The organism is Rheinheimera sp. (assembly GCF_030824435.1).
GTDB lineage: Bacteria > Pseudomonadota > Gammaproteobacteria > Enterobacterales > Alteromonadaceae > Pararheinheimera.
In genome coordinates, this window is sequence record NZ_JAVBXS010000066.1 from 13,775 (window position 1) to 40,727 (window position 26,953).

The window sequence follows — 26,953 nt, forward strand, 5'->3', positions numbered from 1 at the left end:
TGAGCCGTGTTGCCCGCCATACCAGAGGCAGACGTTGTACTTTGGTCTGCACTGAGACGCCTTGCCTCTTTTTGTTGATCTGGACGCCTGATGGGTATAACGGCAACTGCTGGTTGTACCACTTATGGCGAATTTATTTGCCAAGCTCAAAACCGCACCGGCTTTTATTGCGGCTGCCAGGCCGCAGTTCTACTGTGGCAACAACAAGACTTCAGGGTCTTGGTTTTTCTGACATCAGCATAAGGAGCATTTTGGATGTCACATCACACCATTCAGTTACATCGTGTATTGAAGGCAAGCCCGGATGTTATTTTTCGCGCCTTTTTGGCCCCCTCGGCTTTGGTCAAATGGTTACCGCCCCACGGTTATGTCTGTACTGTGGAGCATTTGGATGCACGGGAAGGTGGTCTGTTTAAAATGGCCTTTACCAATTTCCGCTCCGGGCAAACTCATTCGTTTGGTGGCCAGTATCTGCAGTTAAAACCCGGCGAACTGATCCGTTATATCGACAAGTTTGATGATCCAAATTTACCGGATCCAATGGAAGTCACTGTGACTTTGCGTGAAGTCAGTTGTGGCACAGAACTGCATATCACCCAGCAAGGAGTACCTGCGGCAATACCGGCGGAAGCCTGTTATCTTGGTTGGCAAGAATCGTTGTCGATGTTGGCTTTGTTGGTTGAAGCCCGGTTAGCTGCAGAGAGTTAACGGCTCTTGGTGGATATTCAGTGTAATAGCGCTGGCAACTGTTGTCTGAAAAGTTAATCAAAGGTATATTTTTGTTTTTTCAGGCTGGTCCGGGCCAGCCTTTTTGTTATCAGGCACTGGCTTTTTGTTTGCTGTCATGGAGGATTCGTGCGTCATCATCAGTGGTTACAACAACAACTTATATTTACCGAACATTTAAACAGTGCTCAGTTGGCTGAAATAGTGTTGCAAGCCAAACAAAGTACCATGCTACTGCGTTATGTCGCGAGGTTGATGCCCTGGCTTATCACAGTGTATTTGCTGGGTTTGAGTCTGATGTATTTTAATCAGCGCAATGATGCCGGTTTTATCAGCTGGTTGACTGTGGTGACATTAATTTCAGTGGCGGGGCTTTGTAGTTATTATCTGGATCAAAAAGTGGTGCGCTCCAGATTGCTGGAACTGCTTAAAGGTCGTTGTTAAGCCGCTCTTGGCTGTTGACCCCGGCTGCGGCACAAGGCGTTGCCAGCAGTCGAAAGCCCCAGACCCCATCAGCAACCGGAGTATAACGCATGAAAACCATAGGCATGCTTGGTGGTATGAGCTGGGAATCAACCTTGAGTTATTACCAGGCCATTAATAGCATGGTGCGGCAACAATTGGGTGGTCTGCATAGTGCCCGTATTCTGTTGTACAGTGTTGATTTTGCAGATATTGAACAACTGCAACAACAAGGCAATTGGCAGCAGGCGGCTGAGCTGTTAACTGATGCCGCCCTTGCACTACAAGGTGCCGGCGCCGATTTTTTGATTTTATGTACCAATACCATGCACAAAGTGGCTGCTGATTTGGTGCAAAACATCGACATTCCGTTGTTACATATTGCCGATGCCACAGCTTTGCAGCTACAACAAGATGGTATTAAAACTGTAGGTTTGCTTGGCACCCGCTTTACCATGGAGCAGGATTTTTATAAAAAGCGCCTGACTGAACAATTTGGCATTCAGGTGCTGGTGCCGGATGAAGCTGGCCGTGCTCTGGTGCATCAGGTGATTTATCAGGAGTTGTGTCTGGGAGAAATTAAAGACAGCTCCCGCCAGCAATACCTGAAAATTATTCAGCAGCTGGCTGACGCTGGTGCTGAGGCAGTTATCCTCGGTTGCACTGAAATTGCGTTGTTAATCAACACTTCAGACAGTAGAGTACCTTTGTACGACACCACGGCATTGCATGCCAGAGCTGCAGTGACCATGGCGCTTGCGGATACAGCTGAGCCGCAGTTGTAACCCATCAGCAATGCCCCTTGTTTGTGGTCTTTGCAGGCAAATATGCTTGCTAAAACAAGGCGCTGGTGCTGTTTGCAACAAATAGCCCGGGCGGCGCCCCTTTGGCCCGGACATACCATCATTAACAATATACAGGTCAGCAGGTTTTAGACCAGCGGGGAGCGGGCATGGAATATCTGTTTTCATACGGAACTTTGCAATTGTTACAAGTGCAGCTGGATACATTTGGCCGGCCGTTACAAGGGCAGGCCGACAGCCTGAGTGGTTTTGTATTGACCCAACTTTTAATCACAGATCCTGCTGTGCTCAAAAGCAGTGGTTGTCAGCACCATCCTATGTTGCATTACACAGCGTGCAGTACCGACATCATTAAGGGCACAGTGTTTATGCTGACAGCAGCAGAACTACTGGCTGCCGATAGTTATGAAGTTGATGCTTATCAACGTGTGATGGTGAAAATGGCTTCAGGTTTGTCTTGTTGGGTTTATGCTGCCGCCTCTGAAGCCGCGATGATAGCGCAGGCTTTTGCAAAACCGCTAGCTGCAAAACCAGCTGCCGCAACCTAACGGCGTTTTGTTGGCAGCAGTCCACACTTTAATTTTTTATCAGCCTGATGAGTTTGTTATGTTGCATAAAACACCAGATCCTGCAGTGATGATCCGACCCGCCTCAGTTGCAGATGCTGCTTCTATTGTACTGATATATAACCATTATATTGAACACACCACTGTGACTGCTGAACAGGAAAGCCTCTGCGCCAGCGACATGGCCGAACGTATTCAGTCCGTGCTGAGCGAAAAGCTGCCATGGCTGGTATTGCAGGGAGAACACGGACTTATTGGTTATGCATATGCCAGTAAGTGGCGCAGCCGTATTGGCTATCGTTATTCAGTGGAATGCAGTGTCTATCTGGCACCACAGCAAAGTGGGCGTGGTTATGGGTTTTTGTTGTTACAACAATTATTCAGTGTATTAAATCAGGCTGGTTATCATGCTGTGATAGCGGGTATTGGCTTGCCTAATGCTGCCAGTGTGGCTCTACATGAAAAACTGGGAATGAAAAAAGTAGCGCATTTTCAGGAGGTTGTAACCAAGTTTGGTCAATGGCTTGATGTGGGTTATTGGCAGCTGGTTTTTGACCAGAGCCCGCAGGCGGCAAATACGCAGCTGTCGGTGGACGGCAAAACAACAGTATAACAACGGCGCCACCTGCCGCTTTGGCTTCAGCTTTGCTTTTTACAAAGCCGCTGGTTTGATGTTGAAACAGACCAGGTTGTCACTGAATAAATACAGCAGGAGAGTTTTTATTTATGTTACAGATCCGCCATGCCGAGCCCGCCGATGCTGTAGCTATCAGCACACTGGTGCAACAACTGACCCTTCGTTATATAGCCCCCGACTGCAGCGAAGAGGGCACTGCCTTATTGTTAAAGTCAATGAGTGCTGAGGCCATTGGCGGATATATTCAGCAGTCCCACTTTGATTATTTGCTGGGTGAAGTTGATGGTGAACTGGTAGCAGTGGTAGCAACCAGAGACAACAGCCATTTATATCATTTGTTTGTTGTCAGTCATTGTCAGGGGAGGGGTTATGCCGGTGAGCTGTGGACAGCAGCCAAAACACGTTGTTTGCAAAGGGCAAATACCAGGGTTTTTACTGTAAATGCATCCTTAGCTGCGGTTGCTGTTTATCAGCGTTTTGGTTTTGTGGTGGTGGCCGGACGGCGTGAAGCTCAGGGTATTGTTGATGTGCCAATGCAGCTGTTATTGTCAGATGAAACCGCCACAAGGGCTGAGTTTTAGTTGTTTATGCTTTTTTCTCCTGTTGGCAATAAGTAAAAACAGCTACAACTGGCGCGATAATAGAACCAACCACCTCTTTCCTGCTCCTACCAGTGGATATTTTTCCAGATTCTGCTGAAATTATTCGCTTAATAACTGCTGTTTTAATCAGTTTTTGGTATATCTCTTGCGGTTTCGGTTTATCTTTCGTTAACAAAATGTGCTTTTGTTTAGCACTGGATGTCATATGAAAGCGCTTTTTCACAATTAAAAGCTGTAGTAGTGCCAATTGTCTTTACATGTTGTTTATTAATTGTTTTTTAAACGTATATTTTTATGTTTGCTAAAAGTTATTTTTGTACTTTTTTATGTGTTTTTTGTGCTTCTGGATATTGTTTTTTGTTTGTTCTACATTACAAGATGATGTTTAGTTGTACGAGAACATACGGAGAAGTAAATGAATGGAGTGTTGTTGTCTGTTCGTTCAGGTAAACGGAATGCTGGTTTTACGTTAATTGAAGTGATGATTACCGTTGTTATTATCGCCATCATCGCGGCTATTGCATTTCCTGCTTACCAACAAATGGTACTGAGGTCTCATCGCTCAGATGCCATAGATACGCTTGCCAACACAGCACAGCTGCTTGAACGTCAGTTTACCGAAACCAACAGTTATACCGGCCTTGTGTTACCTACCGCCAGCACCAATGGTTTTTACACAATCAAAGCTGATATTACAGCTGCCAGCTATACCCTGACGGCAACGGCCACCGGACGTCAGGCCAAAGATACCGAATGTCTGACTTTTTCTATTGATAACACAGGTCAGAAAGACGCCACAACTGCAGGAGCCTGCTGGTGATGACAGGCGCAAAGCTGAGAGGCAACAAAGGTTTTAACCTGATTGAGCTGCTGGTAACGCTGGCCGTTTTTGCAGTGATTTTAGGTATTGCTATTCCATCTTTTATGGACCTTATCCGCGACAGTAAAGCCAGAACCCAATCCAACCAGATTTTAAGTTACCTGCATTTTGCCCGTTCCGAAGCTGTTAAACGCCAGTTGAATGTTGAAGCGCGTATGACGCAGTTATCAACAGGCTGGAATATGCAGATATTGCGCACCGACACCAATGAACTGCTGCGGCGGCTGGATGTATCGGATGCTGCTGTGGCATTGGGCGGTGATGGTAATGTGATTTTTGACAGCCGGGGCAGACCACAACAACAGGGTTGCATTGGCGTGATTGTTGAACAAACCAGTAAATACAGCCGCCAGGTGACAGTGTTGCCGGGTGGCAAAATTGCAGTGGAGGCAGGGCAATGTCAATAAAAAATGGCGTTGTATCACAAGCTGGTTTTAGCTTATTGGAAGTGCTGATAGCCATGTTGATTTTGGCTTTTGGCGCTTTGGGCCTGGCTGGTTTACAGATGAAAACCTTACAGTCCAGCCACTCCGCTTATCAGCGTGGCCTTGCCAACATTATTGCTGCTGACACTGTAGAAAGGTTGTGGGCCAACGCTGCTGCTGCCGCTCCTCTGACGGTGCCGCAAATTCAGGCTCAGGTACAACAACGCTGGAGCCTGACTAACGATAACAATGTTACTTTGCCAGGTCTGGTGGCAACCATTGTTGAACCTGCTGCCGGCGATACGCTGTATACAGTGCAAATTACCTGGGATGAAACCCGTTTCGATGACGATAACACCTCGTTTTCTTATTCATTCCGGCTTTATCCTTAGGAGCAACTGATGGTTCGGCAGCGACAATTTACCTATCAGGCCGGCGTAACGCTGGTTGAGCTGATGATCAGTCTGGCTCTGGGCGCTATTCTGTTATGGGGTGTCACTTCAGTGATGGTCTCGGGGCATTTGTCATACAGTGAAGCGCAGCGTTTTACCGCTTTGCAAGGTGATTTTTCTTATATTAATGACTCTATTTTAGTGGACAGCCGGGGTGCCACCGTTGTAGCAACTGCCAATAATGGCGCTGTGCTGACGCTGACAACAGCTGCCGGTGCCATAGTGTACCAGCGTAATAATAACGGCGAACTGACCCGTCAGTTAAATGCCGATCCGGCTTCCATAGTGGCCGAAAACGTTGACATTTTTACGGTCGCTTGTTTAGACCCGCTGGGGGCTGTTGTAGTTTGTGGCAGCGCAGTGCAAATTGAAACCACAGTTGAGCTGACAACCAGCCGTGGTAATGAGGATCGTCAGCATCGTATTTCGTTTCGCTCTGCGCTGCGAAATGCGGTATTGCAAAGTAAATTTCAGCCAGCTGCGGGGGCGTGAATATGAAGTATGGTCAGAAAGGCTCAGTGTTGATCATCTCACTGTTACTGTTAATGGTTGCAACCTTAATCAGTGTGGCCGGTATCAGTTCGATGCAAATGAACGAACGGATTTCTTCCAATCAAAAACAAGTGTCTGAAGCTTTTATTGCCGCCGAAAGTGGCCTGATAGAAGTAAAAGCTTTTTTTGATAACGAAGACAATGCCGGTTTGTGGGGCGACCCTGATGCAGTGCTTGAAGCACTGAAAGCAGCCGAACATGGCCTGGGTAACAATGTGGAATGGCAAATTGAAACCATCGATTTTGTCAGCAAACCAGGTTATGTGCGGGTGGTTAGTGTTGGTAATGTGACCTCCACCGGGATAGAACGTAAAGTGCAGGCTTATTATCAGCCGAAGAAAGCGTCGGGTAATCTGGGTGCGATGAACATCATTGGTGGTATTAAAATTTTTGATACCGCCAACAGTAACAAATTTCAGGTTATTGGTGAAAAAGACAGTGCAGGTAAAATTATCGGTCCGGCATTGGCGACCAATACCGAAAGTAACTTCGAAAAAATTGTTGACGATATTGAAGCCAAAGACCGGATGGACAATTACCAGGGGGGGATCAAAGTGGTTGATTTTGACGACCCTTTTGGCGACCCGGAAAAAATGAACGATTTTATTGAGTCTATTAAAACCCAATATTACGCCATGCCGCTGGCTGAACGTGGTGTAGCGCCAAACAACATGGGTAAAGTGGGTGAAGAGCGTATCACTTATGTTTCCGGCAATATCGAATTTAAAGGCCAGGCAACTGGTGCCGGTATTCTGGTGATTGACGGTAACCTGACGATCAGCGGTAACTTGTTGGATTTTGAAGGTTTAGTGGTAGTTCGTGGTCAAAGCTTCCAGATGAACGGTGGTGGTAACAGAGACTTAAAAGGTTCTATTGTGTTTGCCAACCCGAAAAAAGATGCTGTGACAGGTGAATGGAGTTTTGGTGAAGCTGAAGCCACTTTTGTGTTTGATATTAACGGGGGTGGTAACGCTACCTTCCAATACGATTTAGACGCCCTGACCAAAGCCCGCGACATGCTGGACGATAGCGGCAAAGCCAAAGAAATGTGGCAGCTGCAAAGTGGCCCTAGCGCCAGTGGCAATGCCAGCGTCAGCTCCATGTCGTTATGGAGCGAAGTGATTGATGGATATTAAAAAATAACGCTGTATTTGCTAAAAAACCGCCTGCTGGCGGTTTTTTTTATATTTTATTGTGGTATTTCCTGACACTGTTGGCGCTTGAAAGTTTAGCTTACAAATCAGTTTTAGACCTTGGCGCCTGAAGCAGTTATGCTGGGGCAACTGTCATTTCTGACAGTGCAGCTTTTTTCTGATTGAAGGCGGCAGTTGGCCGTTATTTTTTATTGAAGTTTTGAACCAGTAACCACGCAAAAGGATAACTAAAGTGCGCCAATCTTTATTAGCTCTGAGTATTGCTGCCTTATTGGCAGGTTGTAATCCGGCTCCTGAACAAACAGCTCAGGCCCCTGCCAAAGCAGACAACGCTGTTGCCACAGCAGCATCTACCACAGATACAGTGCAACAATCTGAGTCTGAACGTTTAAATAAATGGTTTGAAACCAAATACGAAGAACAACTGCAAATGAGCCCGTTGCAGCTGACTTTCCTTGGTCGTAAAGACAAAAACGACCAGATTGATGAAATGACCGAAGAAGCCGAAGACAAACAAATGGCCTGGCTGGCGGCATCTGTTGCTGAACTCAAAGCCCAGTTTGATTATGAGAAGTTAGAGCCAGAAGCCAAAACTTCATACGATTTATGGATTTACCAGTACGAACAAGAAGCTGAAGCGGTGAAATTCCGTGGCAACCGTTATGTATTTAACCAGATGCAGGGTGTACATGCGCTGCTGCCGCAGCTGTTGATGAACTTCCATAAAGTTGACGAAGTAAAAGACCTGGAAGCTTATATCAAACGTATCGGTGGTGTTGCCAAAGCCATTGCTGATTTACAACAACGCGCTGAAAAAGCCGCTGCTGCCGGTGTACGGCCACCCCGTTTTGCTTATGAAGGTGTAATAGAGCAGGTAAATAATCTGCTGGCTGGCGCCCCTTTTGCCGAGTCTGACAAAGACGCGCCTTTGTGGGCTGATGTTAAAACCAAAGTAGATGCACTGGTGAAAGCCGACAAGCTGGACGACAAAGCAGCGCAGCAGTTATTGGCCGATGCTAAAACCGCTTTAACCAGTCAGTTCCAGCCGGCTTATCAGTCGTTGTTAGGCTTTTTAACCAGTGAACTGGATAAAGCCGACAAAATTGCCACGGGTGTGGCCAAACTGCCAGACGGTGTGGCTTATTACAATCTGCGTTTAAAACAATCGACCACCACAGCCTTAACAGCTGAGCAAATTCACCAGATTGGTTTAAATGAAGTAGAACGTTTAACTGCCGAGATGATCGCCATTAAAGACAAAGTAGGTTTTAAAGGCGAGTTGTCTGAGTTTTTTAAATTTATTAAAACCGACGCGCGTTTTTTCTACCCGGACACGGATGAAGGCCGCAATGGTTATTTAAAAGATTCAGAAGCTTATTTAGATTACATTAATAAAAAACTGCCTGAGTATTTTGGCATTCTGCCAAAAGCGCCTTTAGTTGTTAAAAGGGTGGAAGCTTTCCGCGAACAGCCGGGCGCAGCACAACATTATTACCCTGGCACACCAGACGGTTCACGCCCGGGTATTTATTACGCGCATTTGTCCGATATGAAAGCCATGCCAAAAAATGAAATGGAAGCCATTGCCTACCACGAAGGCAACCCTGGCCACCATATGCAAATTTCAATAGCACAAGAGTTAAAGTCGGTACCAACCTTCCGCACTCAGGCCGGTTTTACCGCTTATTCTGAAGGCTGGGCGCTTTACACTGAGCTGCTGGCCAAAGAAATGGGCGCATATAAAGACGATTATTCCGACTTTGGCCGCTTAATTACCGAAATGTGGCGTGCGGTGCGGTTAGTGGTCGACACCGGCCTGCACTCCAAAGGCTGGACTGAACAGGAAGCCATTGATTATTTTAAAGCCAAAACCCCGGTCGCCGAAGGCGCTGTAGTGTCTGAAGTGCGCCGTTATATTGTGTGGCCAGGTCAGGCAACAGCCTACAAAATTGGCATGTTAAAAATTCTGGAACTGCGCGAAAAAGCCAAAACCGAACTTGGCGACAAGTTTGATATCCGCGCTTTCCACGACACAGTATTAGGCGGCGGCGCGCTGCCACTGGACGTGCTGGAAAAACGGGTAAATAACTGGGTTTCAGCGGTGAAAGCACAACCGGTTTCGGCGGGTTAATTCACCATCGATTGCTAAAGCGCTTCGATTGATAGCGAAGCAGTCCGGCTCTTAGTTTGGGTTGGCATTTGCAAGGCGTACTGGCTTAGGCGGTACGCCTTTTTTATTGCCTGTACAGGCATGGAAGTGCTTTATGCTTAGCTTGCAGCTAAGGTACTGATGTCGGTTTTCACTCTGGCAGGTTTGGATTTTGGTATTGCTGTAAATTAGTCGTTTCGATGAAATTACATTGAGGTGTTCAACCTCATAAGTAACATATCAGTTCAAATACATAGGTAACACTTTGTGGGCACCGCTGGTGCGAATGGTTGATGCCTGCGGCATGGCGTGTTAAAAGCGGTTTCGCCGCAAGGGCGAGCTACTTTCTTTGCTGACAAAGAAAGTAGCCAAAGAAATCACCCCGGTGAGCCTTCGAAAGCCCGCTAAAAATCAAAAGTTTGAGGCGCCGCCAAAACTCAGCGAGCGCTAGCGTCGCTCGCTTCAAACAGTTGGCGTCTTAAAACCTCAAACTTTCAATTTTTATCGGCTCGGCTAAACGGGGGAGAAAAGCGCTGGCTTGGGGATTTGGTTTTCTGGTTTGTGCCAGAAGCGGAAATTCGGCATTGTGGTAAATGCCTATTCATCACTCCCTTTATTAGCCCAAACCACTGGTTAAATTTCCATATAACCAGCTTGAATAAATTCAAGAACAACTAGCGTACAGCCTGCATAAACTTTGTTGGATTCAAATCTACTCATTACAGAAAAACCTGTTGAAATAGAGGTACATCAGAGTTAGTTTGGTATGAGTAAAAATCAGGAAAGAAGGCAAAAAATGTTCGACTTGCGGGCGGACTGCCTTTGAAAACGGATTGTTATGTTGTAAGGATAGTCATGCGTATATTTCTAACATTAGCTATTTTGATTTGTTTTACTACTCAAGCTGAATCTTTGACGGAATCAGCTTTCAAAGATATAAAAATAGGAATGTCCGCAAACCAAGCGAGCAAGGCTCTTAAAGAATATGAATCGGGAAGGATTAATAGTGAGGATGTGAGTTGTTATTACCTGTCTCCATCGAAAGATGAAAACCTTCCTCACTTTATGATTGAGTCAAATTCAGTGGTCAGAATAGATGTATTTTCAAATACAGTCACAACAAAGGACGGTATAACTATTGGCTCGTCAAAAAATGAAATTATGACAATATATAAAAATGTAAAAATTTCACCTCATCCATATAATTTTCAAACGGGTGAATACCTGGAAATACATCTTTCCAATGGTTACGGAATTATATTTGAAACAGAAAATGATATTGTAACTTCATATAGGTTAGGCCGTTATCCAGCAGTGAGTTACATTGAGGGATGTCTGTAATTACAACATAACAAGCCACTCAAGTGGGACAAATAACCGTTGGCTTTCGCTCCTTCGTCGCTTATTTTAGCCAACAATTATTTGCCCCTTAGTGGGGCGTTAATTCCGCAATTCGCTCAAAGCAGAAATCACGTAAACAAAATCCGCAATTTCATATCAACCCGCGTTGTGGCCCCAATAGCAAAACCAACACCGGGAGCTGCGGAGTGAGCATTCAAGAGTGAGCGCAGTAGGCGCGAACGGGCGAACGCAGTAGTTGCCGGTGGTGGTTTAGCACAGATCGCTATTGTTCAGGCCTTTGTTTGTTGTGGTTGCTCGACAGGTGTCAGTCAGCAAAAAGTTGCGGGTTTCCAGCGTCAATAGCAAAACCAACGCCGGGAGCTGCGGAGTGAGCATTCAAGAGTGAGCGCGGGAGGCGCGAACGGGCGAACGCAGTAGTTGCCGGTGGTGGTTTAAAACAATAGTTCTTGTTAAAGCCTTTGCTTTTGGTTGCAGCTTCAAACAATAAGCTGTCAATTTAAAATATTAAAAATTCATTTCATCAGAATTAACCAGCACATCAAAAGGCATAGTCACCCAGCAACTACCGGTTAAAAACGGCAACCACTCACTCCGACCAATACCAGCTGGTGATGTTATAGCGGTATGGGCTGGTATCGCCGCCGCTGCCGTTGTTGCCAGCGTCAGTAGTCACAGCTTTTACCCAGTGCTCGGCCCCTTCTGACGAGGGGTCGAATAACACACAGCGGTTGTAGAGTGGGGGTATCACCACTGGTTGGTTGTTTTGGCCCATAAACACCAGCTCACCACCCATGTGCGGCTGCCAGTTTTTGTTGAGATACAGCAACATACACACCTCGCGCCCTGGCGAGTCGTCGGCGTGTTGATTGACAAAATCCTTGGGCCCCAGGCGAAAATAGTTGGTATTTACTTCAGGTTTTGCCACGTTTTTGTCGGTGAGAGTTACCCGGAATATACGTGATAACAACAGCATAAATTCTTCACTACGCAAAAACGTCAAAAATTCTGCTGCGCTATTGGAAAGAGCATCTGCGCTATTGCCAGAGGCATTAGTGATGTTGGCAGCATCAGGCCTTAACCATAAATCCCGTTGCACAAAACGTTTTGCCTGCGGTGTTTTTTGCCAGGTGCTGTCACTGACATATAAAGCCGCATAACTGTGTTTTTGCGTTTGCCACTGCTGCTCTAGTTGTAAAACCTGAGTGACTTCATCCAGCTTGTCGCTTCGAAATAAATCATCAATCACCAGATAGCTTGGTGCTGCACTGCGTAAAAACTTGCGGTAAGCGCGAATAGCGTCGTCAGTTATTTGTTGTTGATTCAGCCACATGCAATAACTCAGCGCCCGTTTTAATAAAGGTTGGAGATAAATTTTAGCGCGGCATCATACAATATTTTTTGCAGCTTTTATGCACAGAAGCCAAGCCTTGAGGTTTTTGTTTGAATTTGAGGTGCATATCCGTCCGGCCACATTCTTCTAAGGCTTAAAATGTCCGAAGAAAAAAAACAAAAAACCGCTAACAGGCGGTGCTTTCCGTGGCTTTGCCTGTTACCGGTTTATTTTGCGCTTTATTGGCAGCAACTTAGCTCTGAAGTTTGTTGCTGCCGGTTTAGTCACTGTTCGACTGTTCAGCGAAAGCTGGTTTGATAAACCAGGTTGAGCAGCCTTTTACAACAAGGCGGCTCAGACCGGGTTTTAGCACCGGCTTCAACCAACCACAGCTTAGAACGCATAACGCACAACCAAAGAAGCGGTGCGGTTGGTTTGCAGCTCGGTGGCAGTATTCCAATCCGGGTTGGCGGCAAAGCTGCCATCTGTATTGGTAACCTGCGCCACTTCGTTCACGGTAATTGGTGTGTCGAAGTTAAACAGGTTGTAGACAGTGCCTTTTACTGTTAAATCGCCGCCTTTGATGGTGGTGGCATAAGTTACAGAAAGGTCGAGCTCATACAACCAGTCAAGGCGACCTGCGCTGCCCCTTGGTGCCGGCGTGCCGTCCCAGTCATAAAATGATGCCTGATCATACCATTGGCTGGCACACCAATCGGCCCATAAACCACTTTCACAGGTGTCTACCCCTGTTGGGTGAATACTGAACTTGTTACGTGGTTGGCCTGAAGTAGCGCGCGCCACTAAACCCATGCTCCAGTCGTCGCTGAGCTGATACACACCACTGAATTTCAGCGAATGACGACGGTCGTTTGGCAGGTTACCGGCAGCATGGTCCATTAAGTCGGCATAGTCGTAAGAGGTGGTCCAGCCCGGATCGGCCTGACCATTGTCGGTACGCACCAAACCTTCGGTCATGCCCCAGCTGTGTGACCAGACATAAGAAGCAAATACCGTCAGCTCATCAGTCGGGCGGCCTTCGAGGGTAAATTCCCATGCCAGATAACGACGTTTTGGTATTGGCAGCTGCAGATCGTCAGCGCTCAGTTGCACCCGCTCTTTAGTACCGTCTTTATCAAAGTCATAAAAGAAGGTCACATCTTTGCCAGGGTTAATCAGAGTATAAAAATAACTTTCGTTGGCTTTGTTCTGCACGTTATTTTGTTTTAACCACTGCGCGACAACAGGGCCTAAATCCGAATCTTCAATGGATTGTTTTAAGTCACGATACACAAAACGGACGCCACCTTTAAGGCGGTCGTGCAGTTGTTGCTCGTAGCCTAAAGTCCATTCATCAGAATACATTGGGCCAAGGTTGTCGGAGGCAATACGCTCAACATCCACTTCACCACTTTGTACCAGGTTGGTGGCAACCAGAGCACCCAGTTCAGGTGAACCGTCGGCTTTGAGTTTGAGCGAACCGTCGGCGTTTAATGCACCCGGCTGAAAATAATAATGCACGTCTTTTTGGCCGCTGGCCTGCTTGATGTTCATATTGGCTGCTATCGGCTGGAAATAACGGCCAGCTGTGGCAAAAATTTTCTGCTCACCATCGCCCACCGGGTCCCAAATCAGCTGTAACCTTGGTGCCAGCTGATTTTCCAGCTTGGCGTAAGTTTGGCCAGTGGTGGCGGTATTTTCAAAGTTGCTGTAACGCAGGCCGGCATTTAACGTCAGGCCATCGGTAATTTGCCAGCTGTCCTGCAGGTATAAAGCTTTAGAATTTACTTCAGTTTCACCGCCGGTGTCGCGTTGGCGTTGCCGGATATAAGTGCCACCAGGTAAACCAATACGCGGTATGGCCGAATAGGTGCGGTAATCCCACCAACCACGGGCATTGCCAACACCGTTTTGGAACTCAAGGTAATCCACACTCAGTTCTTCACTGTCGATACCCATTTGTAAAGTGTGGTTATCCAGCTGATAAGTCACGTCAACCCGCAGTTGGTCACGTTGATATTCTTCGCTGATCAGGTTGCTGGTACTCCAGTCACCGTATCTTTCGCCATTCAGATTCACGTGATCCCAAATGCCTGGCAGCGCATTGGTTGGCACTGTAGCACGGCTGTCTTCTACCCGGCCTATGGTGGCGGCAACAGATAACTCGTCGGTCAGGAAACCCTGATAACGGGCTGAATACATATTGCCACCCGAAGTGCGGGCCGTTGTGCCTGTTTTATTGCCAATGCCGGTGTCTGTTTTCCAGCCAAACTCGTTGTAAGTTTCGTCAGCGCTGTTATCAAGGGCTGTGACTGTAATGCTGTGGTCGTCCGTCAGATACCAGTCCAGGTTTACAAACCAGCGGTTTTCATCTTTGGTGTAGTCGGTAAATAAAGTGCCGGCCGAGTTGGCATATTCGTTATTAGATTCACGTGGGTTAAACAGCGCATAGAAAAACATTTTGTCTTCTAACAAAGGACCACTGACCCAAACGTTGGCTTCCTGGAATTGGTCTGATTTGTCGAAGTTGTTGATAGACATAGCGCCATTGGGCTTGTACACAGTGTTATGCGCGCTGTACATGCTTGACGGGTCATAACGCAGCTCGGCGCCATAAGCAAAATCATTGGTACCGGAGCGGGACACTGCGTTCACTACACCACCGATAAAACGGTCGTATTCAGCGGAAATACCACCGGTTTTTACCTGGGTTTGGGCTATGGCTTCCCACGGCAGGTTAATAGAACCAATACCGGTGCGAAGGGCGCTGATATTCATGCCGTTCAAAAAATAACCGTTTTCTGCTGACGAAGCACCACCAAAGCTGGAAGCGTCAAACTGGGCGCTACGAGCAACACCAGGGGTTAATAACGCAATATTTTCAAAACCTGTGTTGACCGGCATTAAATCTAAAGTGTCGGCGTCAATAGTCAGGCCAGCGGTAGAGTCGTTGGTATCAATCTGGCGCATCACAGCGCCTGACACCGCAATACGTTCAACATCAGCACCAGCTTGTCGCAGCACCGGGGCATAGGTCAGGCTCTGGCCCAGGCTGATATTAATTTGCTCCATGGCAACAGGTTGCTGACCGTTTTCACTGACAAGCACCTGATAACGGCCTATGGGCAAACCACGCAGCACATATTCACCTTTGGCATTGGTTTGTACCGAGCGGGTAAAACCCTGCTCCAGATGTTTAACAGTGACTGTTGCCTGTGCCAGTTGCTGGCCTGATGCGGTGCTCACCACACCTCTTAATAAACCGCTGGTGTTGTCCTGGGCTTGAGCCGGCACTGAATGCAAGGCAAAAGCTAAGGCGCTTGCCAATAATGACAAGCGTAAGTTGTTGATATTGCGACTGTGTTTCACTTTTCGTCCTTATTATATTGTATTAAATATATTGTATACCATTTAAGGTGGTCACCATCCTAGATTAAAAAAACGCCAGTTGTAAAGGGTTGATGGCTGGGGGTAGCCGCTTTTGTCAGGTAGATGTGGCAATTTTGTGCTGAAAAACGGCTGGGCTGCCGGGCAGACTGCGGTTGATTATTTTGAATAATATTTATTAAATCATGTGGTTAACTGCTGATTAAGCTGTGTTTCCGCCATTTGCGGCAAAATAATGCATAAACGGCTTTTGTTGCTCCGACCAGTACAGTGATTTACTGGCTGGCAAAAAGTGGGCGTAAAAGTAACAAGGCCGCAGTAACAGCGGCGTAGTTATGGTGACATCAGCCTGTTGAGTATGATCTGGTTATATCTGCTGTTCTGACAGCCGCTTGTTGTGGCCGTTATTTGGGGCAGGCGGGGTATTGTTGCAAAGTGGCTGAAGCTTGTTGTCTTAGTTGCTGCTGCACCTGGGCCGGTACGTCAATATCGGCCAAATCAGGCAGTTGATCGGCCGGTGAATTGGTGATCACTTCATATAACACCAGGGCACTTAACAAAACACCTTGCAGATTGGCATGATTACCATCCGCATCATGCAGCCTGAGATCGGTGTTGCGCGTTAGCAGTTGTTGCCAGGCATGAGGAATAGGTGCCAGACAAGCCGGATTCTGTTGCTGTACCTGACGCAGTATATTGTAGATGTGGTTGCCTTCGTAAAAGTCACCAATTTGTGCATGTTCAGGATAAAGCACAGGCGTGGTTTGTTGTGCTTTGGCCAGTTCAACCCAGGCGCTGGTGAGCTGAGTAGGGTAATTGCTGCCACCGGACACCGAATATTTTTGTCCTTGTAATATCAGATGGGACCAGGTGCCTTGACTGAGTAAATCACGACTCTGACTCTGGTAATAACGCTCGTCAAGAAAGCTGCCGCCCGGAGCCTGTACCACAGTCACCTGACTGGCTTTTTTACCGGTTTTTATCAGCTTTTGCAGTAGTTGAGGGAAATCGTGACTGCGTAGATGGCTGTTGCCAAAAAGCAGAATCTGATAATGACTTTGTTGACTGTTATCGGGCAGGGGTAACACGTTTGGCTGCTGTGGTGGCGGGTTTGTGGCACTGGTTTGAGCTGCTTTATCACCACCCCCACCACAACCAGACAGTAACATTGCAGTCAGTATTAAAGTGATGCTTAAGGGCGCGCTTTTGTTCATACACAATCCTTTGCTGTAAAAAGATAAGCATTTTGTAAAAGTGCTGTATAAGCACCTGGTATCTGCGCCACAATAACCTGATTTGACAGGCTTTTAAATACTGTTGTTGCTGTGGTGTTTGGCGGCTTGTATGCAGAAAACAACAGCCGGTGTTGGTCTGTCTTCTGGCGAAGCGCAAAAAGGTCATGTCATTTAGTATATTTAGTTGACATGGTTGTGAAATTGGCGATGCTTAAGAGATTGCGTCTGAAACAGAACCAGGATCGTTGCGTTGACAGAGCCAGCAGTATCGCGACCGAAAACAATACCTATGATGACAGGGCAGCATAAAACTGCCAAAACGCGTTGGGTATGGCTTTGGTTTGGTTTTTGGTATTTGTTTTTTGCTTTTATAACCATGTATCTGTTCCAGACCGTCAGTGTCTGGCCTTCCGCTGGTGTTGCTGTTGCTGCTTTATTATTGTTCGGTTACCGTATGGCCTGGCTGGTGTTTATCGCCTCTGTGCTGGTGGTGCTGGCTTATTTTTCCTGGCTTAATGAATCCCTCTGGTCCTGGCAAATCCTTTTTGTGACTGCTGCAACTGCCACCGGCAACACACTTGGCGCTGTGGTGACTTATTTGATCTGCCGCAAAACCAGTTCTATGGCACAGTCTTTTGCCGATTTACAATGGTTATTAAAACGTTTTTTACCTGCCACAGTGCTTTGTGGTGTGGTGGCTGCTGTGTTTGGTGTCGGCAGTTATTGGCTGATTGGCTGGCCCTGGACTCCGGGTTACCTCAGCGGTATGGTGAACTGGAGTGTCAGTAATATGGTTGGCGCCCTGGTAGTGACGCCTTTATTGATGTGCCAGCAGCTGCAGCCGGGTTGGCGGCGCAGTATGCGACAAGCCAGATTAAAACTGCTGGCCTTGTTATGTTTGTCTGTTGCGGCATTTTTTCTGTTTGGCCCGGGTCAAATCTGGCTTCCGCCAGCTTTTTTACAACCTGCTTTATTGTTGATCCCGCTGCTGTTTGTCACTTTAACCGCCAGCCCTTGTGTGGTGTTTTTGTTTCAGGCCATGACATTTTTGCTGGTATGGGTGGGCACCACCGCCGGTTATGGGCCTTTTATTTCAGCCAGTCAGACTGAAACTGACACCGCGATGCAGTTGTTTTGTGGCTTTTTGGCTGCAGTAATTTTAGTGATCCAGGCATTACTTGCTGAACAACGCCGACTACGGAAAATTTGGGCTGCGGAACTATTAAGTAGCAAAAGATTGTTAGAACAAAGGGTGGAAGAACGCACCCGGCAGCTGTCGGAAGCCAACCGTCAACTTGAACTGTTGAGTGTGACAGACGCCCTGACCGGTCTTGCCAACAGAAGACGTTTTGACAGTTATCTGGCGGCGGAATGGCAAAGAGCCAGCCGGCTGGGTCAGAAAGTGGGTTTGATGATGCTGGATGTTGACTGGTTTAAAAATTACAACGACCAATACGGTCATTTGCAGGGTGACGAATGTTTACGCCAGATAGGCCAATTGCTGAAGCTGGGGGCGCGCCGGGCCACTGACTTAGCGGCCCGTTATGGCGGCGAAGAATTTGCGCTGGTGGTGCCACAAGCCGAAGTGCAATATCTGAAACAACAAGCCGAACTGATGCGGGTTGCTTTTGCTTCTTTACATATTCCACATCAGGGTTCGCCACTTGGGCATGTCACCGTCAGTATTGGCATTGCGGTGTTAATGCCTATGGCACAACAACAGCCGGAGTTATTGATCCAGCTGGCTGACGAAGCTTTATACCGTGCCAAACATCAGGGCCGTAACCAGGTGGTGCTGGCCGACGAAGGTCAGGCCAGGGCGCCGGTGCAATAAAACAACAAAAAGCTGCGTCAGATCAGCTTCTGCCCTTGCTGGCTTTTATAAAAATCGGCCATCATCACGATATGGCTGAATAAATTCAGAGACTTGGCATGGCAGAATTTGATGTGGTTACAGTGCGTAATTTTTTGTTGGCACTGTCGATAGGCGCTTTGGTGGGTATTGAACGCGAAAAACATAAAACCATGGAGCATCCCGGCACCTTTGGTGGTTTACGCACTTTTATTCTGATAGCTCAGGTAGGGGCTGTCAGCGCCTGGTTGTCCATTCATCTGCAAAGCCCCTGGTTATTTATAAGCGCTGTGCTGGCACTGGCGCTGGTGGTGGTGACTGCTTATGTGTTGGAAAACCGGCCGCAAGCTGTTGCACTTGGTCTCACCACTGAAATCAGCGCTATTACCGTCTGTTTGCTCGGTGGTGCCGTGATGTTTGGTTATGCTGAACTTGCGGTGGCGTTGGCTATTCTCACTTCTGCCATCCTGACTTTTAAGCAGCCGCTGCATGGCCTGGTTAGTAAACTTGATACCACCGACTTATATGCCGGTACCAAGTTGTTATTGGCCACTTTTATTGTGTTGCCGTTATTGCCGGATCAGGCGGTTGATCCCTGGCTGGCGCTGAATCCTTATAAACTCTGGTTGTTGGTTATTTTTATTTCGGCGTTGTCGTTATTGGGTTATATCGCGGTGCGCATGTTGGGCGCAGCCAGAGGCATTGCGGTTGCGGGTCTGGCCGGTGGACTGGTGTCTTCAACAGCTGTCAGTATCAGTATGGCGCGCCAGAGCAAAGCAGAGCCTGATGAGGATGCCGCTGATAAACTGGCCAGTGGTATTTTGCTGGCCTGGCTGGTGATGTTTGTGCGGGTGATGGTGATGGTGGCGCTGGTGTATTTGCCATTATTAAGCCAAATTTGGTTACCTTTTAGTCTGATGGCGTTATTTACCGCTGCCCTTGCCGGCTTTTTTTATTGGCGCGGCAGTGCCAAAAGGCAGATGAAACAACCTCAGGATAATTTAACCAATCCTTTTAGTTTATGGGCCGCCAGCAAATTTGCATTGTTGTTTGCACTGGTGTTGCTGGCGGTGAAACTGACGGAACATTATGCACCGGACGGTGGTTTGTATCTGCTGGCTGCTATTGCCGGCATGACAGATGTGGATGCCATTACCTTGTCAATGACTGAGCTTGCAAGACAAAACAATCAGTTAAGTCTGGCTGCTACTGCCTTATTATTAGCGGCGCTGAGTAATACCCTGGTGAAAGGCGCTTTGGTGATGACACTTGGCAGTGTGCTGTTGCGCCGTAAGTTATTGCTGGCAACCAGTTTGATCCTGCTGGTTGCTGTGCTGATTGTATTGATGCTGTGACGGCGCTGTTGTGCTGATTATCGGGGACCATCACTGCTGCTGGTGATGGTTTTTTGGCAGCTAAAACAGTAACTTTAATAACAGCGCCGGTAAAAAGCTAAAAGTGACACTTAACAAAGTGCCCAGCAGCACATATTCGGTCAGTTTGGTTTCATGGGCGCGGGTTAAATCACCAAAACGGAAGACCGACTTAGCGGCCAGTAAAAAACCAATACCGGCATATTCTTCCAACAGCACAAAAGTCAGAATTAATAAGCGCTCCAGCATACCAATATGATGGCCGGCAGCCGCTAAAGTTTGCGGTGCCTCCTTTGCCGGTAACGCGCTGTGCCAGCTTTGCAGCAACAGCTGGATGAGCACTGAGCAGGGTTTTAACACCCACAGATAAGCCAGCAGCACGGCCAGATGTTCAGTTTTGTTGAGTGCAGGCCAGAAGTTTTCCAGAATAATAAAACCGTCGCAATAATAACCCCAGACCAACAAGATCATAATCAGATGCAGTAGCTGATCCAATAAAAACACTTTGCTGTTGTTTTTGGCATAAGATTTAGCCAAATCAATCAGATAGTGACTGCCACCAAGCGCCAGCGTTGCCAGTAGTGCCGGTCCCCAATGCCAGCCCCAGCCATAACTTTGATTCCAGCAAAGCAGCAGCAATAAATAACAGCTGCTATGCACCAGGCTGTGTGCCAATAAAGCGACAGATCGCAGATGACGTTTGCGGTCTGCTATCCAGCTTGTGGGTTGCAGATAAAAATCTGCCAGCAAATGGGCGCCCAACAGGGCAGTCAGCAGCATCAATTCATCATTGAACATAATGGTGGATCCAGTTTTGGCAATGTTGTAAAAAGTCGTTGAAGAGCCCGTAGTTGGCCTGATTCAGCAGTGCAGTAACATTGGCTCTGGAGGTGTTTAGCTCAATGGCCAATGCCTGATGGGACTGATCAGTTGCCAGCAGATACAAAAGCAGTACCTGCGCCTGCCTGGCCGTCAGCTGCAGCAGGAGTTTGTCAGCAAAACGTAATAATAAATCCAGCGGCTGGCTGGCATCGGCACAATACAAACTCCAGCGTTGCTGCGCCAGCTGATCAAGCCCGGTGCCCGACAAGGTAAATACCGGCCCTGTGGCTGTTTTAATATCGGCGCGTAAATTATCGGCAGGGCCTATGGCGATACAAAGTCTGGCATCAGAAGCTTCGGCTATTAAGTTAAGTCGCAGCAATAACGCGGCGCGAACGGCCTGTTCAGGTTCAGTCAGCAGCAGCTGAAAAGCATCACCACGGTAGATGTTGTAATAGTGGGGTGGACTGAGTAAACGCAGGCTTTGATCAAGCAAATACAACAGCCGCTCATAATCCGTGCTCTGGTAACTGGAAGACTTCACCAGATCTCCGGTGATCACTGCAAAAAGTGTCATCTGAACCTCCGTTGTTGGGATTTTAACAATAGCAAAGGGCGGTAATGTAATCAATATCGCTTACATCTTGAGATGTAACTTAATTTGGTTACATTGTGCTTTGTCACTATATTTGCTTACCTGCAAGCAGCCACAAGCAACAGAACCGGCGCTATCACGGCCAAAGCAGCGATTGTGTTAGCATATTGTTTTGTTTCAACCATAAACATATGGCTATGAGTATTGCCCATCAGGCTTCAGAAATTACCTTACCGCCGGTGAATCCGGGTTGTGCCAATCTGCTGGAGTTTTTGTGCCGGCAGTTTCCGCGTATTGCGCCCGAAATCTGGCAAGCGCGTTTTGCCGATGGCAAAATTCACTGGTTTGGCGGGGAAATGGTGACAGCCACAACGCCTTTTAGCCCCAGCCGGCGTTTGTGTTATTACCGTGAAGTTGTGGCAGAGCCTAAAATTCCTTTTACTGAACAGTTGGTGTATCAGGACGAGCATATTCTGATTGCCTGCAAACCGCATTTTTTGCCAGTGACGCCAGGCGGCGATTATGTCAACGAATGTCTGCTGATGCGGTTAAAACAACAATACCAGCTGGACGATTTAGTGGCAGTGCACCGGCTGGACCGCGAAACCGCAGGTTTAGTGTTATTCAGTAAACAACCAAACAGCAGAGCCGCTTATTATCAGCTGTTTGCCAGCGGGCAAATTCAAAAAAGTTATCAGGCGGTGGCTGCTTTGCCAGCAGGCCAGCAATTTTCGGTTGGGCAAAAGTGGCAAGTGCAGAACAGGCTGGAAAAATCCAACCCGAAATTTTTAATGCAGCAGGTAGAAGGGGAGGTCAATGCCCGCTCCAATATTCGTTTATTAGAAGTAAAACAAGGCCTTGGTTTGTTTGAGCTGCAACCTTTCACCGGTAAAACCCATCAGTTGCGGGTGCATATGCTGGGGCTTGGGTTACCACTGCTTTATGACAAATATTACCCGGAGTTGCAGCCAAAAGAGGCGCTGGAGTTTAGTCAGCCGTTACAGTTGTTGGCAAAAACTTTAAGTTTTATCGACCCCATCAGTGGCAAACCACAACATTTTAGCTCTGAAAGACAATTACAAAGCTGGTCTGACTGAACCGGTTGCTCATCAACAGCCACGGCATTGCCGGTTGACGCTGCTGCCTGTTGATAAAAAAACGCTGCAATTGCAGCGTTTTTTATACTTTCTGGCCGACAGTTGTTATTGGCCAGGCACTGTCACCAGCAATACACCCACAGTAGCGCTGCTGATCTGCACTTCAGTGCCGGCTGCTATAAAGTCCACCGGGCAATCCGGCGCCAGCTTCAGCTGCCAGCTGACGCCACTAAACTGCACTGTCGAGCTGCTGGTTTTACTGGCGGCTTCGGTAAGGGTTAGGCGGGTGCCGACAAAATCTGAAATATCGTTTTTTTCCTGCTGTTTTTGTTTGCCATGTTGCAGTTTACGCAGAGGTTTCCACAGTAGCAGTGCCAACAGCAAAGTACTGATGGCAAGGGCTGACAACATGGCAGGCCAGGCATCCGGCAACACACCAAGCGCCAACAATGCCGCGGCCAAAAAGCTGGCAATGCCCAGCGACAGCAACGCTTCGAGCACGCCTGGCACTGCAAAAGGCAATAACATCACACAAACAATGCCAAGCAGAATAAACCAGGTGGTGATAGACAAGTCCATAAAGACTCCTTAACTGAGCGCGCCGGATTTTTGCATGGCGGCCACCACACTCAAAGCTTCGGCAACAGTGTTGCCAGCGGCCGATTTATCATTGTCCATCAGCACCACAGTTGATGCCTTGGCAATGGCTTTTTTGGCGGCTATGGCTTCAGTGGCCAAATCCAGTTGTACCGCAGCCTGACCCTGAGTGGTTGCTGCTGCTTCACCTATCATGGTCAGTGCTTTGGCGCGTGCTGCTGCCACCAGCTCTATCGACAGCGCTTCGCCTTCGGCTTTTAGTACCTGCTCTGCTTTGTCGGCTTCAGCGGCCAGCACTGTGGCCTGTTTTTCACCTTCAGCCAGGTTAATGGCGGCCTGACGTTTACCTTCTGAATCTAAAATGGCAGCGCGTTTTTCCCGTTCGGCGCGCATTTGTTTTTCCATCGCATCCAGCACAGAAGCAGGCGGGTTGATGTCTTTGACTTCATAACGCATTACCTGCACACCCCAGGCGGCGGATGCCTGATTAATGGCTTCAATAATTTTGGCGTTTAAGTTGTCGCGTTCTTCAAAGGTTTTATCCAGATCCATTTTACCCAGCTCAGAGCGCATAGAGGTTTGCGCCAGCTGAATCACTGCATATTCATAATTATCAATACCATAAGATGCTTTGTACGGTTCCATGACTTTGATATAAAGCACACCGTCTATGGTCAGACTGATATTGTCTTTGGTAATGGCGGCCTGACTTGGAATATCAATGGCACTTTCTTTCAGCGACACCTTATAAGCAATACGATCAATAAAAGGGATGATAAATTGCATACCCGCTGTTTTGGTATCGTTATATTTGCCTAAACGTTCCACAATAAAGGCCATGTTTTGTGGCACAATCAACACCGCTTTACTGACCACAATCAACACGGCAATCACAGACAATACAGGTACAAATAATTCCGGCATAAAAACTCCTTTTTGCTGGCAAGAAAAATAAAAAAACAGCCTCAATGTGCCATCAGGTTGAATATTTGTAAATAAGCATACTGAGGTTCCGCTTCGTTGATATGCGCAGTTTTTTCATCAAAAACCAGTGTTCTAACAGTGGTTTACAGAATTTGTAAAAGCTATTCAGAGGTTTAAATATGCAGCCTGAACAAAATATGCAGAAGTTATTGCAGTGGCTTGGCACTGGCATCCTGATTGTTTTATTGCTCTGGTCCGGTATTTCACCTTTTGACCGTATCACCTGGCTGATGGAAGTCTTGCCGGTGCTGATAGTGCTGCCGCTGCTCTGGTACAGCAAAAACAACTATCCACTGACCAACTTATTGTATGGGCTGATTTTTTTGCATTGTATTGTGCTGATTGTTGGCGGTGCTTACAGCTATGCCAGGGTGCCTTTGGGTTTTATGCTGCAGCAGTGGCTGGAGCTTGACCGCAACCCTTATGACAAAATTGGCCATTTTTTTCAGGGTTTGGTGCCCGCCATAGCGGCGCGGGAAATTTTATGGCGGGGTGCTTATGTAAGCTCCGCAAAGATGCTGAATTTCCTGATTATTTGTGTGGTGCTTGCCATCAGTGCCAGTTATGAGCTGATTGAATGGGGCGCTGCTTTGGCTTTAGGCCAGGGCGCAGACGAATTTTTAGGCACTCAGGGTGATGTCTGGGACACCCAGTCGGATATGTTTTTGGCTTTGCTCGGCGCTTTGGCTGCCTTGTTGTTTGGCCGTTTTCACCAGCGTCAGTTGGCTTCGTTGAAGGCAGGTTCCATTGTCGAACATGCAGTTTCCGGCCATCAAAGCCGGTAAACTAACTTGATAAGTTTTTGAAATAAAATAAATAAGAAGTGGGTATATAAATTTGCGGCATTGGAAGCGTTTAAAGCTCGATAAAATTTCTATCTGGCTGGTATTGGTGGTGGTGGTGGCGCTTGGGGTCACTGAAACGCTGTTGTTGGCCCGGCAATATAATTTATTTGCCGCCCCCGGTTTTTTACGTCCTCTGACTTTTGACCTGGGAACAGAAAGGGTCGTTTTTGCCTTTTGTTCTTTGCTGGCGGATGTCGCGCTGGTGTTGCTGAGCTTTAGTCTTTATCTGTTGTTATGGCGTGGCAAAGCCAGTGTGCGTAGCCATCTGATGTTTATGTTGTTATTGCTTTTACTGCTGCTTGGCGCTGCGCTGGTCAACAACGAAGTGGTGTCTTATTTTGGCGGCAATATGGATTGGCAGGTGCTGGCGAATCTTGGCGGCGGCAGTGCCTGGCAGGCTATCCGGATGGTAGCAGCTGAGATTTGGAACCATGCCTTGTTATTACTGGCCCCGCTTGGGCTGTTGTTATTGTTATGGGCACTGGTGTATCGCAGGCTGGAAGTTCACCGCCTGACGCTGGTACCCAACCGCAGCGGCTGGTGGCTGCTGACTTTATGCTGTTGTTTGGTGCTGATGCCGCTGCAATTGCAGTGGGTCGGTGGCAAAGAGCTGTACCGTGACGGTTTAGGTAAAAAAATCTCCCAGCAGCTGTTTAGTCGCATAACAACCTCGGTGACAGATTGGGACAGGGATGGTTATGGCTGGTTTTTGCCCCATGTTGATCAATATCCCTTTGATGCCAAACGTTATCCTGGGGCCATGGACATACCGGGCAACGGTGTGGATGAAGATGATTTATTTGGCGATTTACCTGCGTTACCGCAACTGGCCGATCCATTGCCTGTGCTGCTGCAACAAGCCAAAACACAGCAGATAACAGCAAAACATCTGGTATTGGTAGTGCTGGAAAGTGTGCGCTCAGATCAGCTGTTTGCTGAACTGAATGGCAAAGCCGTGATGCCGGTGTTGTCGGCTATCGCCAGACAAGGCAGTTTTAGCCAGCAGGCTTATAGTCACACAGGTTTTACCACCAGCTCGTTAAAAGCATTATTTAACCGAAGCTTAAGCAGCAGGCCGCTGGAGCTTGGGCTTATTCCGGCTTTAACGGCTTTGGGTTATCAGCAAAACTTTATTTCCGGTCAGGCTGAAGATTTTGGCGATGTGGCAGCCACTGTGGGCATGAAAGCGCCAGGTCATTATTATTTTGATGCCAAAACGGCCATTACAGACCGGGTGTATCCGGCGACTACGCTGGGCTCGTTGCGTTTAAGCGAAGACAGAGTGGTGCAACAGGTCGCCACCAGGTTTAGCGAGCTGAACTGGCAACAACCACAGTTTGTTTATATTAACCTGCAGGCGGCGCATTATCCTTACGCCCATCATGCAACCAAAAAACTACTGACTGATGTGTTGATCAGCCGCAGCCAAATTTCACTGCGGCATAAAAAGCTGCTGGAACAAAGTTATGCCAATGCAGTGGCCAATGCCGATCTGGCGCTTGGCCAAATTCAACAACTGTTGCGCCAACATCAGGTGATGGAAAATACCGTGCTGGTGGTGACGTCCGATCACGGTGAATCGTTATTTGATGATGGTTTTTTGGGGCATGGCCATCAGTTGAATGATGCACAAACGCGGATTTTTTATGTCAGCAACCAGCACCAGCAGTTGCCGCCGGTGTTTGGTCATGTGCATATGGCCGAATTGATGTTGCGCTCTGCGCTTGGGCAACAACAACAAACTCAGGTACCGCAGCTGCTGCAAGTGGTGGGATTAATTCGTTCACCTTTGCAAATTGCCGCTGTCAGCACAGATAACAGCAGATTATTGTACGATTTTCGGGATAACAATATCAGCAAACAACAGACAGATGCCGTCGGCAAACGCCATTTGCTTTATCAGCAAAAACTGCCGGTATTGGCAGCAGCAGAGCAGCAGGACGCACGGCAGTTGTTGCAGCACTGGGGCTGGTTGCGTTATCAGCAGTCTGATTTACATCACGGATTAAGCAGTCAATAACCCAGCTGAAGCCCTGACTCAGTGCAGACGCACAACAACTGCGCTG

At 47.6% G+C, this 26,953-nt stretch carries 26 protein-coding genes; 18 read left to right on the forward strand and 8 right to left on the reverse strand.

Annotation, left to right across the window (positions count from 1 at the left end; genetic code table 11):
- The first annotated feature begins 255 nt into the window (after window positions 1-255).
- The 6 genes from RCH83_RS12905 (at window position 256) to RCH83_RS12930 (ending at window position 3,775) form a co-directional block, all read left to right on the forward strand.
- Complete coding sequence (locus RCH83_RS12905; protein WP_306522729.1) at window positions 256-708, forward strand: SRPBCC family protein; 453 nt, start codon at window positions 256-258, stop codon at window positions 706-708.
- Window positions 709-855: 147 nt separating this feature from the next.
- Window positions 856-1,170: a hypothetical protein gene (locus tag RCH83_RS12910; RefSeq protein WP_306522731.1), complete on the forward strand. Its 315-nt coding sequence runs from the start codon at window positions 856-858 to the stop codon at window positions 1,168-1,170.
- A gap of 89 nt (window positions 1,171-1,259) precedes the next feature.
- Window positions 1,260-1,973, forward strand: a complete 714-nt coding sequence (locus tag RCH83_RS12915) for an aspartate/glutamate racemase family protein (protein WP_306522734.1) — start codon at window positions 1,260-1,262, stop codon at window positions 1,971-1,973.
- Between the two features lie 167 nt (window positions 1,974-2,140).
- Window positions 2,141-2,539 carry a gamma-glutamylcyclotransferase family protein gene (locus RCH83_RS12920; protein WP_306522736.1) on the forward strand — a complete coding sequence of 133 codons (399 nt, stop codon included), beginning with the start codon at window positions 2,141-2,143 and terminating at the stop codon, window positions 2,537-2,539.
- A gap of 58 nt (window positions 2,540-2,597) precedes the next feature.
- On the forward strand, window positions 2,598-3,170 hold the full coding sequence (locus RCH83_RS12925; RefSeq protein WP_306522738.1) for a GNAT family N-acetyltransferase: 573 nt from the start codon (window positions 2,598-2,600) through the stop codon (window positions 3,168-3,170).
- Between the two features lie 113 nt (window positions 3,171-3,283).
- Window positions 3,284-3,775, forward strand: a complete 492-nt coding sequence (locus tag RCH83_RS12930; protein WP_306522741.1) for a GNAT family N-acetyltransferase — start codon at window positions 3,284-3,286, stop codon at window positions 3,773-3,775.
- A gap of 4 nt (window positions 3,776-3,779) precedes the next feature.
- On the opposite strand, the gene RCH83_RS12935 is transcribed toward RCH83_RS12930, so the two are convergent.
- Window positions 3,780-4,019 carry a hypothetical protein gene (locus RCH83_RS12935; RefSeq protein ID WP_306522743.1) on the reverse strand — a complete coding sequence of 80 codons (240 nt, stop codon included), beginning with the start codon at window positions 4,017-4,019 and terminating at the stop codon, window positions 3,780-3,782.
- 192 nt (window positions 4,020-4,211) lie between these two features.
- On the opposite strand from RCH83_RS12935, the gene RCH83_RS12940 reads away from it, so the two are divergent.
- From RCH83_RS12940 to RCH83_RS12970, 7 genes are all read left to right on the forward strand, one after another.
- Window positions 4,212-4,616, forward strand: coding sequence for a type IV pilin protein (locus RCH83_RS12940; RefSeq protein WP_306522746.1), 405 nt, complete (start codon window positions 4,212-4,214; stop codon window positions 4,614-4,616).
- The gene (locus RCH83_RS12945; RefSeq protein WP_306522748.1) at window positions 4,616-5,083 is read left to right on the forward strand and encodes a GspH/FimT family pseudopilin; all 468 of its coding nucleotides are present in this window, start codon (window positions 4,616-4,618) and stop codon (window positions 5,081-5,083) included. Before RCH83_RS12940 ends, RCH83_RS12945 begins: the two co-directional genes overlap by 1 nt.
- Window positions 5,074-5,493, forward strand: a complete 420-nt coding sequence (gene pilV / locus RCH83_RS12950; protein WP_306522750.1) for a type IV pilus modification protein PilV — start codon at window positions 5,074-5,076, stop codon at window positions 5,491-5,493. Before RCH83_RS12945 ends, pilV begins: the two co-directional genes overlap by 10 nt.
- Window positions 5,494-5,502: 9 nt before the next feature.
- A complete protein-coding gene (locus RCH83_RS12955) occupies window positions 5,503-6,045 on the forward strand; it encodes a PilW family protein (protein WP_306522752.1) in 543 nt (180 codons plus the stop codon).
- A gap of 2 nt (window positions 6,046-6,047) precedes the next feature.
- Window positions 6,048-7,241, forward strand: a complete 1,194-nt coding sequence (locus RCH83_RS12960; RefSeq protein ID WP_306522754.1) for a PilX N-terminal domain-containing pilus assembly protein — start codon at window positions 6,048-6,050, stop codon at window positions 7,239-7,241.
- 250 nt (window positions 7,242-7,491) lie between these two features.
- Window positions 7,492-9,390 carry a DUF885 family protein gene (locus tag RCH83_RS12965; RefSeq protein WP_306522756.1) on the forward strand — a complete coding sequence of 633 codons (1,899 nt, stop codon included), beginning with the start codon at window positions 7,492-7,494 and terminating at the stop codon, window positions 9,388-9,390.
- Window positions 9,391-10,263: 873 nt separating this feature from the next.
- On the forward strand, window positions 10,264-10,749 hold the full coding sequence (locus tag RCH83_RS12970) for a hypothetical protein (protein ID WP_306522759.1): 486 nt from the start codon (window positions 10,264-10,266) through the stop codon (window positions 10,747-10,749).
- 607 nt (window positions 10,750-11,356) lie between these two features.
- Here the strand turns inward: RCH83_RS12970 and RCH83_RS12975 are convergent.
- The 3 genes from RCH83_RS12975 to RCH83_RS12985 all read right to left on the reverse strand — a co-directional run bounded on the left by RCH83_RS12975 (window position 11,357) and on the right by RCH83_RS12985 (window position 16,701).
- Window positions 11,357-12,100, reverse strand: a complete 744-nt coding sequence (locus tag RCH83_RS12975) for a 2OG-Fe(II) oxygenase (protein WP_306522761.1) — start codon at window positions 12,098-12,100, stop codon at window positions 11,357-11,359.
- Window positions 12,101-12,493: 393 nt separating this feature from the next.
- Complete coding sequence (locus RCH83_RS12980; RefSeq protein ID WP_306522764.1) at window positions 12,494-15,469, reverse strand: TonB-dependent receptor; 2,976 nt, start codon at window positions 15,467-15,469, stop codon at window positions 12,494-12,496.
- A gap of 422 nt (window positions 15,470-15,891) precedes the next feature.
- Window positions 15,892-16,701: a hypothetical protein gene (locus tag RCH83_RS12985; protein ID WP_306522766.1), complete on the reverse strand. Its 810-nt coding sequence runs from the start codon at window positions 16,699-16,701 to the stop codon at window positions 15,892-15,894.
- Window positions 16,702-17,011: 310 nt separating this feature from the next.
- Between RCH83_RS12985 and RCH83_RS12990 the strand changes: the two genes are divergently transcribed.
- Window positions 17,012-18,556 (forward strand): diguanylate cyclase domain-containing protein, encoded by a 1,545-nt coding sequence (locus tag RCH83_RS12990; RefSeq protein ID WP_306522768.1) that lies wholly within the window; start codon window positions 17,012-17,014, stop codon window positions 18,554-18,556.
- Window positions 18,557-18,654: 98 nt separating this feature from the next.
- Window positions 18,655-19,929 carry a DUF4010 domain-containing protein gene (locus tag RCH83_RS12995; RefSeq protein ID WP_306522770.1) on the forward strand — a complete coding sequence of 425 codons (1,275 nt, stop codon included), beginning with the start codon at window positions 18,655-18,657 and terminating at the stop codon, window positions 19,927-19,929.
- Window positions 19,930-19,989: 60 nt separating this feature from the next.
- Here the strand turns inward: RCH83_RS12995 and RCH83_RS13000 are convergent, their stop codons facing one another.
- Together RCH83_RS13000 and RCH83_RS13005 are read right to left on the reverse strand one after the other, a co-directional pair.
- Window positions 19,990-20,745, reverse strand: coding sequence for a DUF3307 domain-containing protein (locus RCH83_RS13000; RefSeq protein ID WP_306522773.1), 756 nt, complete (start codon window positions 20,743-20,745; stop codon window positions 19,990-19,992).
- Window positions 20,735-21,346 carry a hypothetical protein gene (locus RCH83_RS13005; protein WP_306522775.1) on the reverse strand — a complete coding sequence of 204 codons (612 nt, stop codon included), beginning with the start codon at window positions 21,344-21,346 and terminating at the stop codon, window positions 20,735-20,737. The genes RCH83_RS13000 and RCH83_RS13005 overlap by 11 nt, the downstream gene beginning before the upstream one ends.
- A 215-nt stretch (window positions 21,347-21,561) precedes the next feature.
- On the opposite strand from RCH83_RS13005, the gene RCH83_RS13010 reads away from it, so the two are divergent.
- Entirely contained in the window at window positions 21,562-22,461 is a 900-nt protein-coding gene (locus RCH83_RS13010; RefSeq protein ID WP_306522777.1) for a pseudouridine synthase, read from the forward strand.
- Between the two features lie 105 nt (window positions 22,462-22,566).
- On the opposite strand, the gene RCH83_RS13015 is transcribed toward RCH83_RS13010, so the two are convergent.
- Together RCH83_RS13015 and RCH83_RS13020 are read right to left on the reverse strand one after the other, a co-directional pair.
- Window positions 22,567-23,040 (reverse strand): NfeD family protein, encoded by a 474-nt coding sequence (locus tag RCH83_RS13015; RefSeq protein WP_306522779.1) that lies wholly within the window; start codon window positions 23,038-23,040, stop codon window positions 22,567-22,569.
- Between the two features lie 9 nt (window positions 23,041-23,049).
- Window positions 23,050-23,982 (reverse strand): SPFH domain-containing protein, encoded by a 933-nt coding sequence (locus RCH83_RS13020; protein ID WP_306522781.1) that lies wholly within the window; start codon window positions 23,980-23,982, stop codon window positions 23,050-23,052.
- Between the two features lie 179 nt (window positions 23,983-24,161).
- On the opposite strand from RCH83_RS13020, the gene RCH83_RS13025 reads away from it, so the two are divergent.
- Window positions 24,162-24,827 (forward strand): DUF2238 domain-containing protein, encoded by a 666-nt coding sequence (locus tag RCH83_RS13025; protein WP_306522783.1) that lies wholly within the window; start codon window positions 24,162-24,164, stop codon window positions 24,825-24,827.
- A 52-nt stretch (window positions 24,828-24,879) separates the two neighbouring features.
- Complete coding sequence (locus tag RCH83_RS13030) at window positions 24,880-26,907, forward strand: sulfatase-like hydrolase/transferase (protein ID WP_306522785.1); 2,028 nt, start codon at window positions 24,880-24,882, stop codon at window positions 26,905-26,907.
- Window positions 26,908-26,953: the final 46 nt, after the last annotated feature.

Coding starts and splice junctions, on each gene's coding strand:
- RCH83_RS12960 (WP_306522754.1), top strand. CDS start 6,048: ATGAAGTATGGTCAGAAAGGCTCAGTGTTGATCATCTCACTGTTACTG.
- RCH83_RS12920 (WP_306522736.1), top strand. CDS start 2,141: ATGGAATATCTGTTTTCATACGGAACTTTGCAATTGTTACAAGTGCAG.
- RCH83_RS12990 (WP_306522768.1), top strand. CDS start 17,012: ATGATGACAGGGCAGCATAAAACTGCCAAAACGCGTTGGGTATGGCTT.
- pilV (WP_306522750.1), top strand. CDS start 5,074: ATGTCAATAAAAAATGGCGTTGTATCACAAGCTGGTTTTAGCTTATTG.
- RCH83_RS13025 (WP_306522783.1), top strand. CDS start 24,162: ATGCAGCCTGAACAAAATATGCAGAAGTTATTGCAGTGGCTTGGCACT.
- RCH83_RS12905 (WP_306522729.1), top strand. CDS start 256: ATGTCACATCACACCATTCAGTTACATCGTGTATTGAAGGCAAGCCCG.
- RCH83_RS12930 (WP_306522741.1), top strand. CDS start 3,284: ATGTTACAGATCCGCCATGCCGAGCCCGCCGATGCTGTAGCTATCAGC.
- RCH83_RS12925 (WP_306522738.1), top strand. CDS start 2,598: ATGTTGCATAAAACACCAGATCCTGCAGTGATGATCCGACCCGCCTCA.
- RCH83_RS12975 (WP_306522761.1), bottom strand. CDS start 12,100: ATGTGGCTGAATCAACAACAAATAACTGACGACGCTATTCGCGCTTAC.
- RCH83_RS12985 (WP_306522766.1), bottom strand. CDS start 16,701: ATGAACAAAAGCGCGCCCTTAAGCATCACTTTAATACTGACTGCAATG.
- RCH83_RS13005 (WP_306522775.1), bottom strand. CDS start 21,346: ATGACACTTTTTGCAGTGATCACCGGAGATCTGGTGAAGTCTTCCAGT.
- RCH83_RS12970 (WP_306522759.1), top strand. CDS start 10,264: ATGCGTATATTTCTAACATTAGCTATTTTGATTTGTTTTACTACTCAA.
- RCH83_RS12940 (WP_306522746.1), top strand. CDS start 4,212: ATGAATGGAGTGTTGTTGTCTGTTCGTTCAGGTAAACGGAATGCTGGT.
- RCH83_RS13000 (WP_306522773.1), bottom strand. CDS start 20,745: ATGTTCAATGATGAATTGATGCTGCTGACTGCCCTGTTGGGCGCCCAT.
- RCH83_RS12945 (WP_306522748.1), top strand. CDS start 4,616: ATGACAGGCGCAAAGCTGAGAGGCAACAAAGGTTTTAACCTGATTGAG.
- RCH83_RS12915 (WP_306522734.1), top strand. CDS start 1,260: ATGAAAACCATAGGCATGCTTGGTGGTATGAGCTGGGAATCAACCTTG.
- RCH83_RS13020 (WP_306522781.1), bottom strand. CDS start 23,982: ATGCCGGAATTATTTGTACCTGTATTGTCTGTGATTGCCGTGTTGATT.
- RCH83_RS12995 (WP_306522770.1), top strand. CDS start 18,655: ATGGCAGAATTTGATGTGGTTACAGTGCGTAATTTTTTGTTGGCACTG.
- RCH83_RS13015 (WP_306522779.1), bottom strand. CDS start 23,040: ATGGACTTGTCTATCACCACCTGGTTTATTCTGCTTGGCATTGTTTGT.
- RCH83_RS12955 (WP_306522752.1), top strand. CDS start 5,503: ATGGTTCGGCAGCGACAATTTACCTATCAGGCCGGCGTAACGCTGGTT.
- RCH83_RS13010 (WP_306522777.1), top strand. CDS start 21,562: ATGAGTATTGCCCATCAGGCTTCAGAAATTACCTTACCGCCGGTGAAT.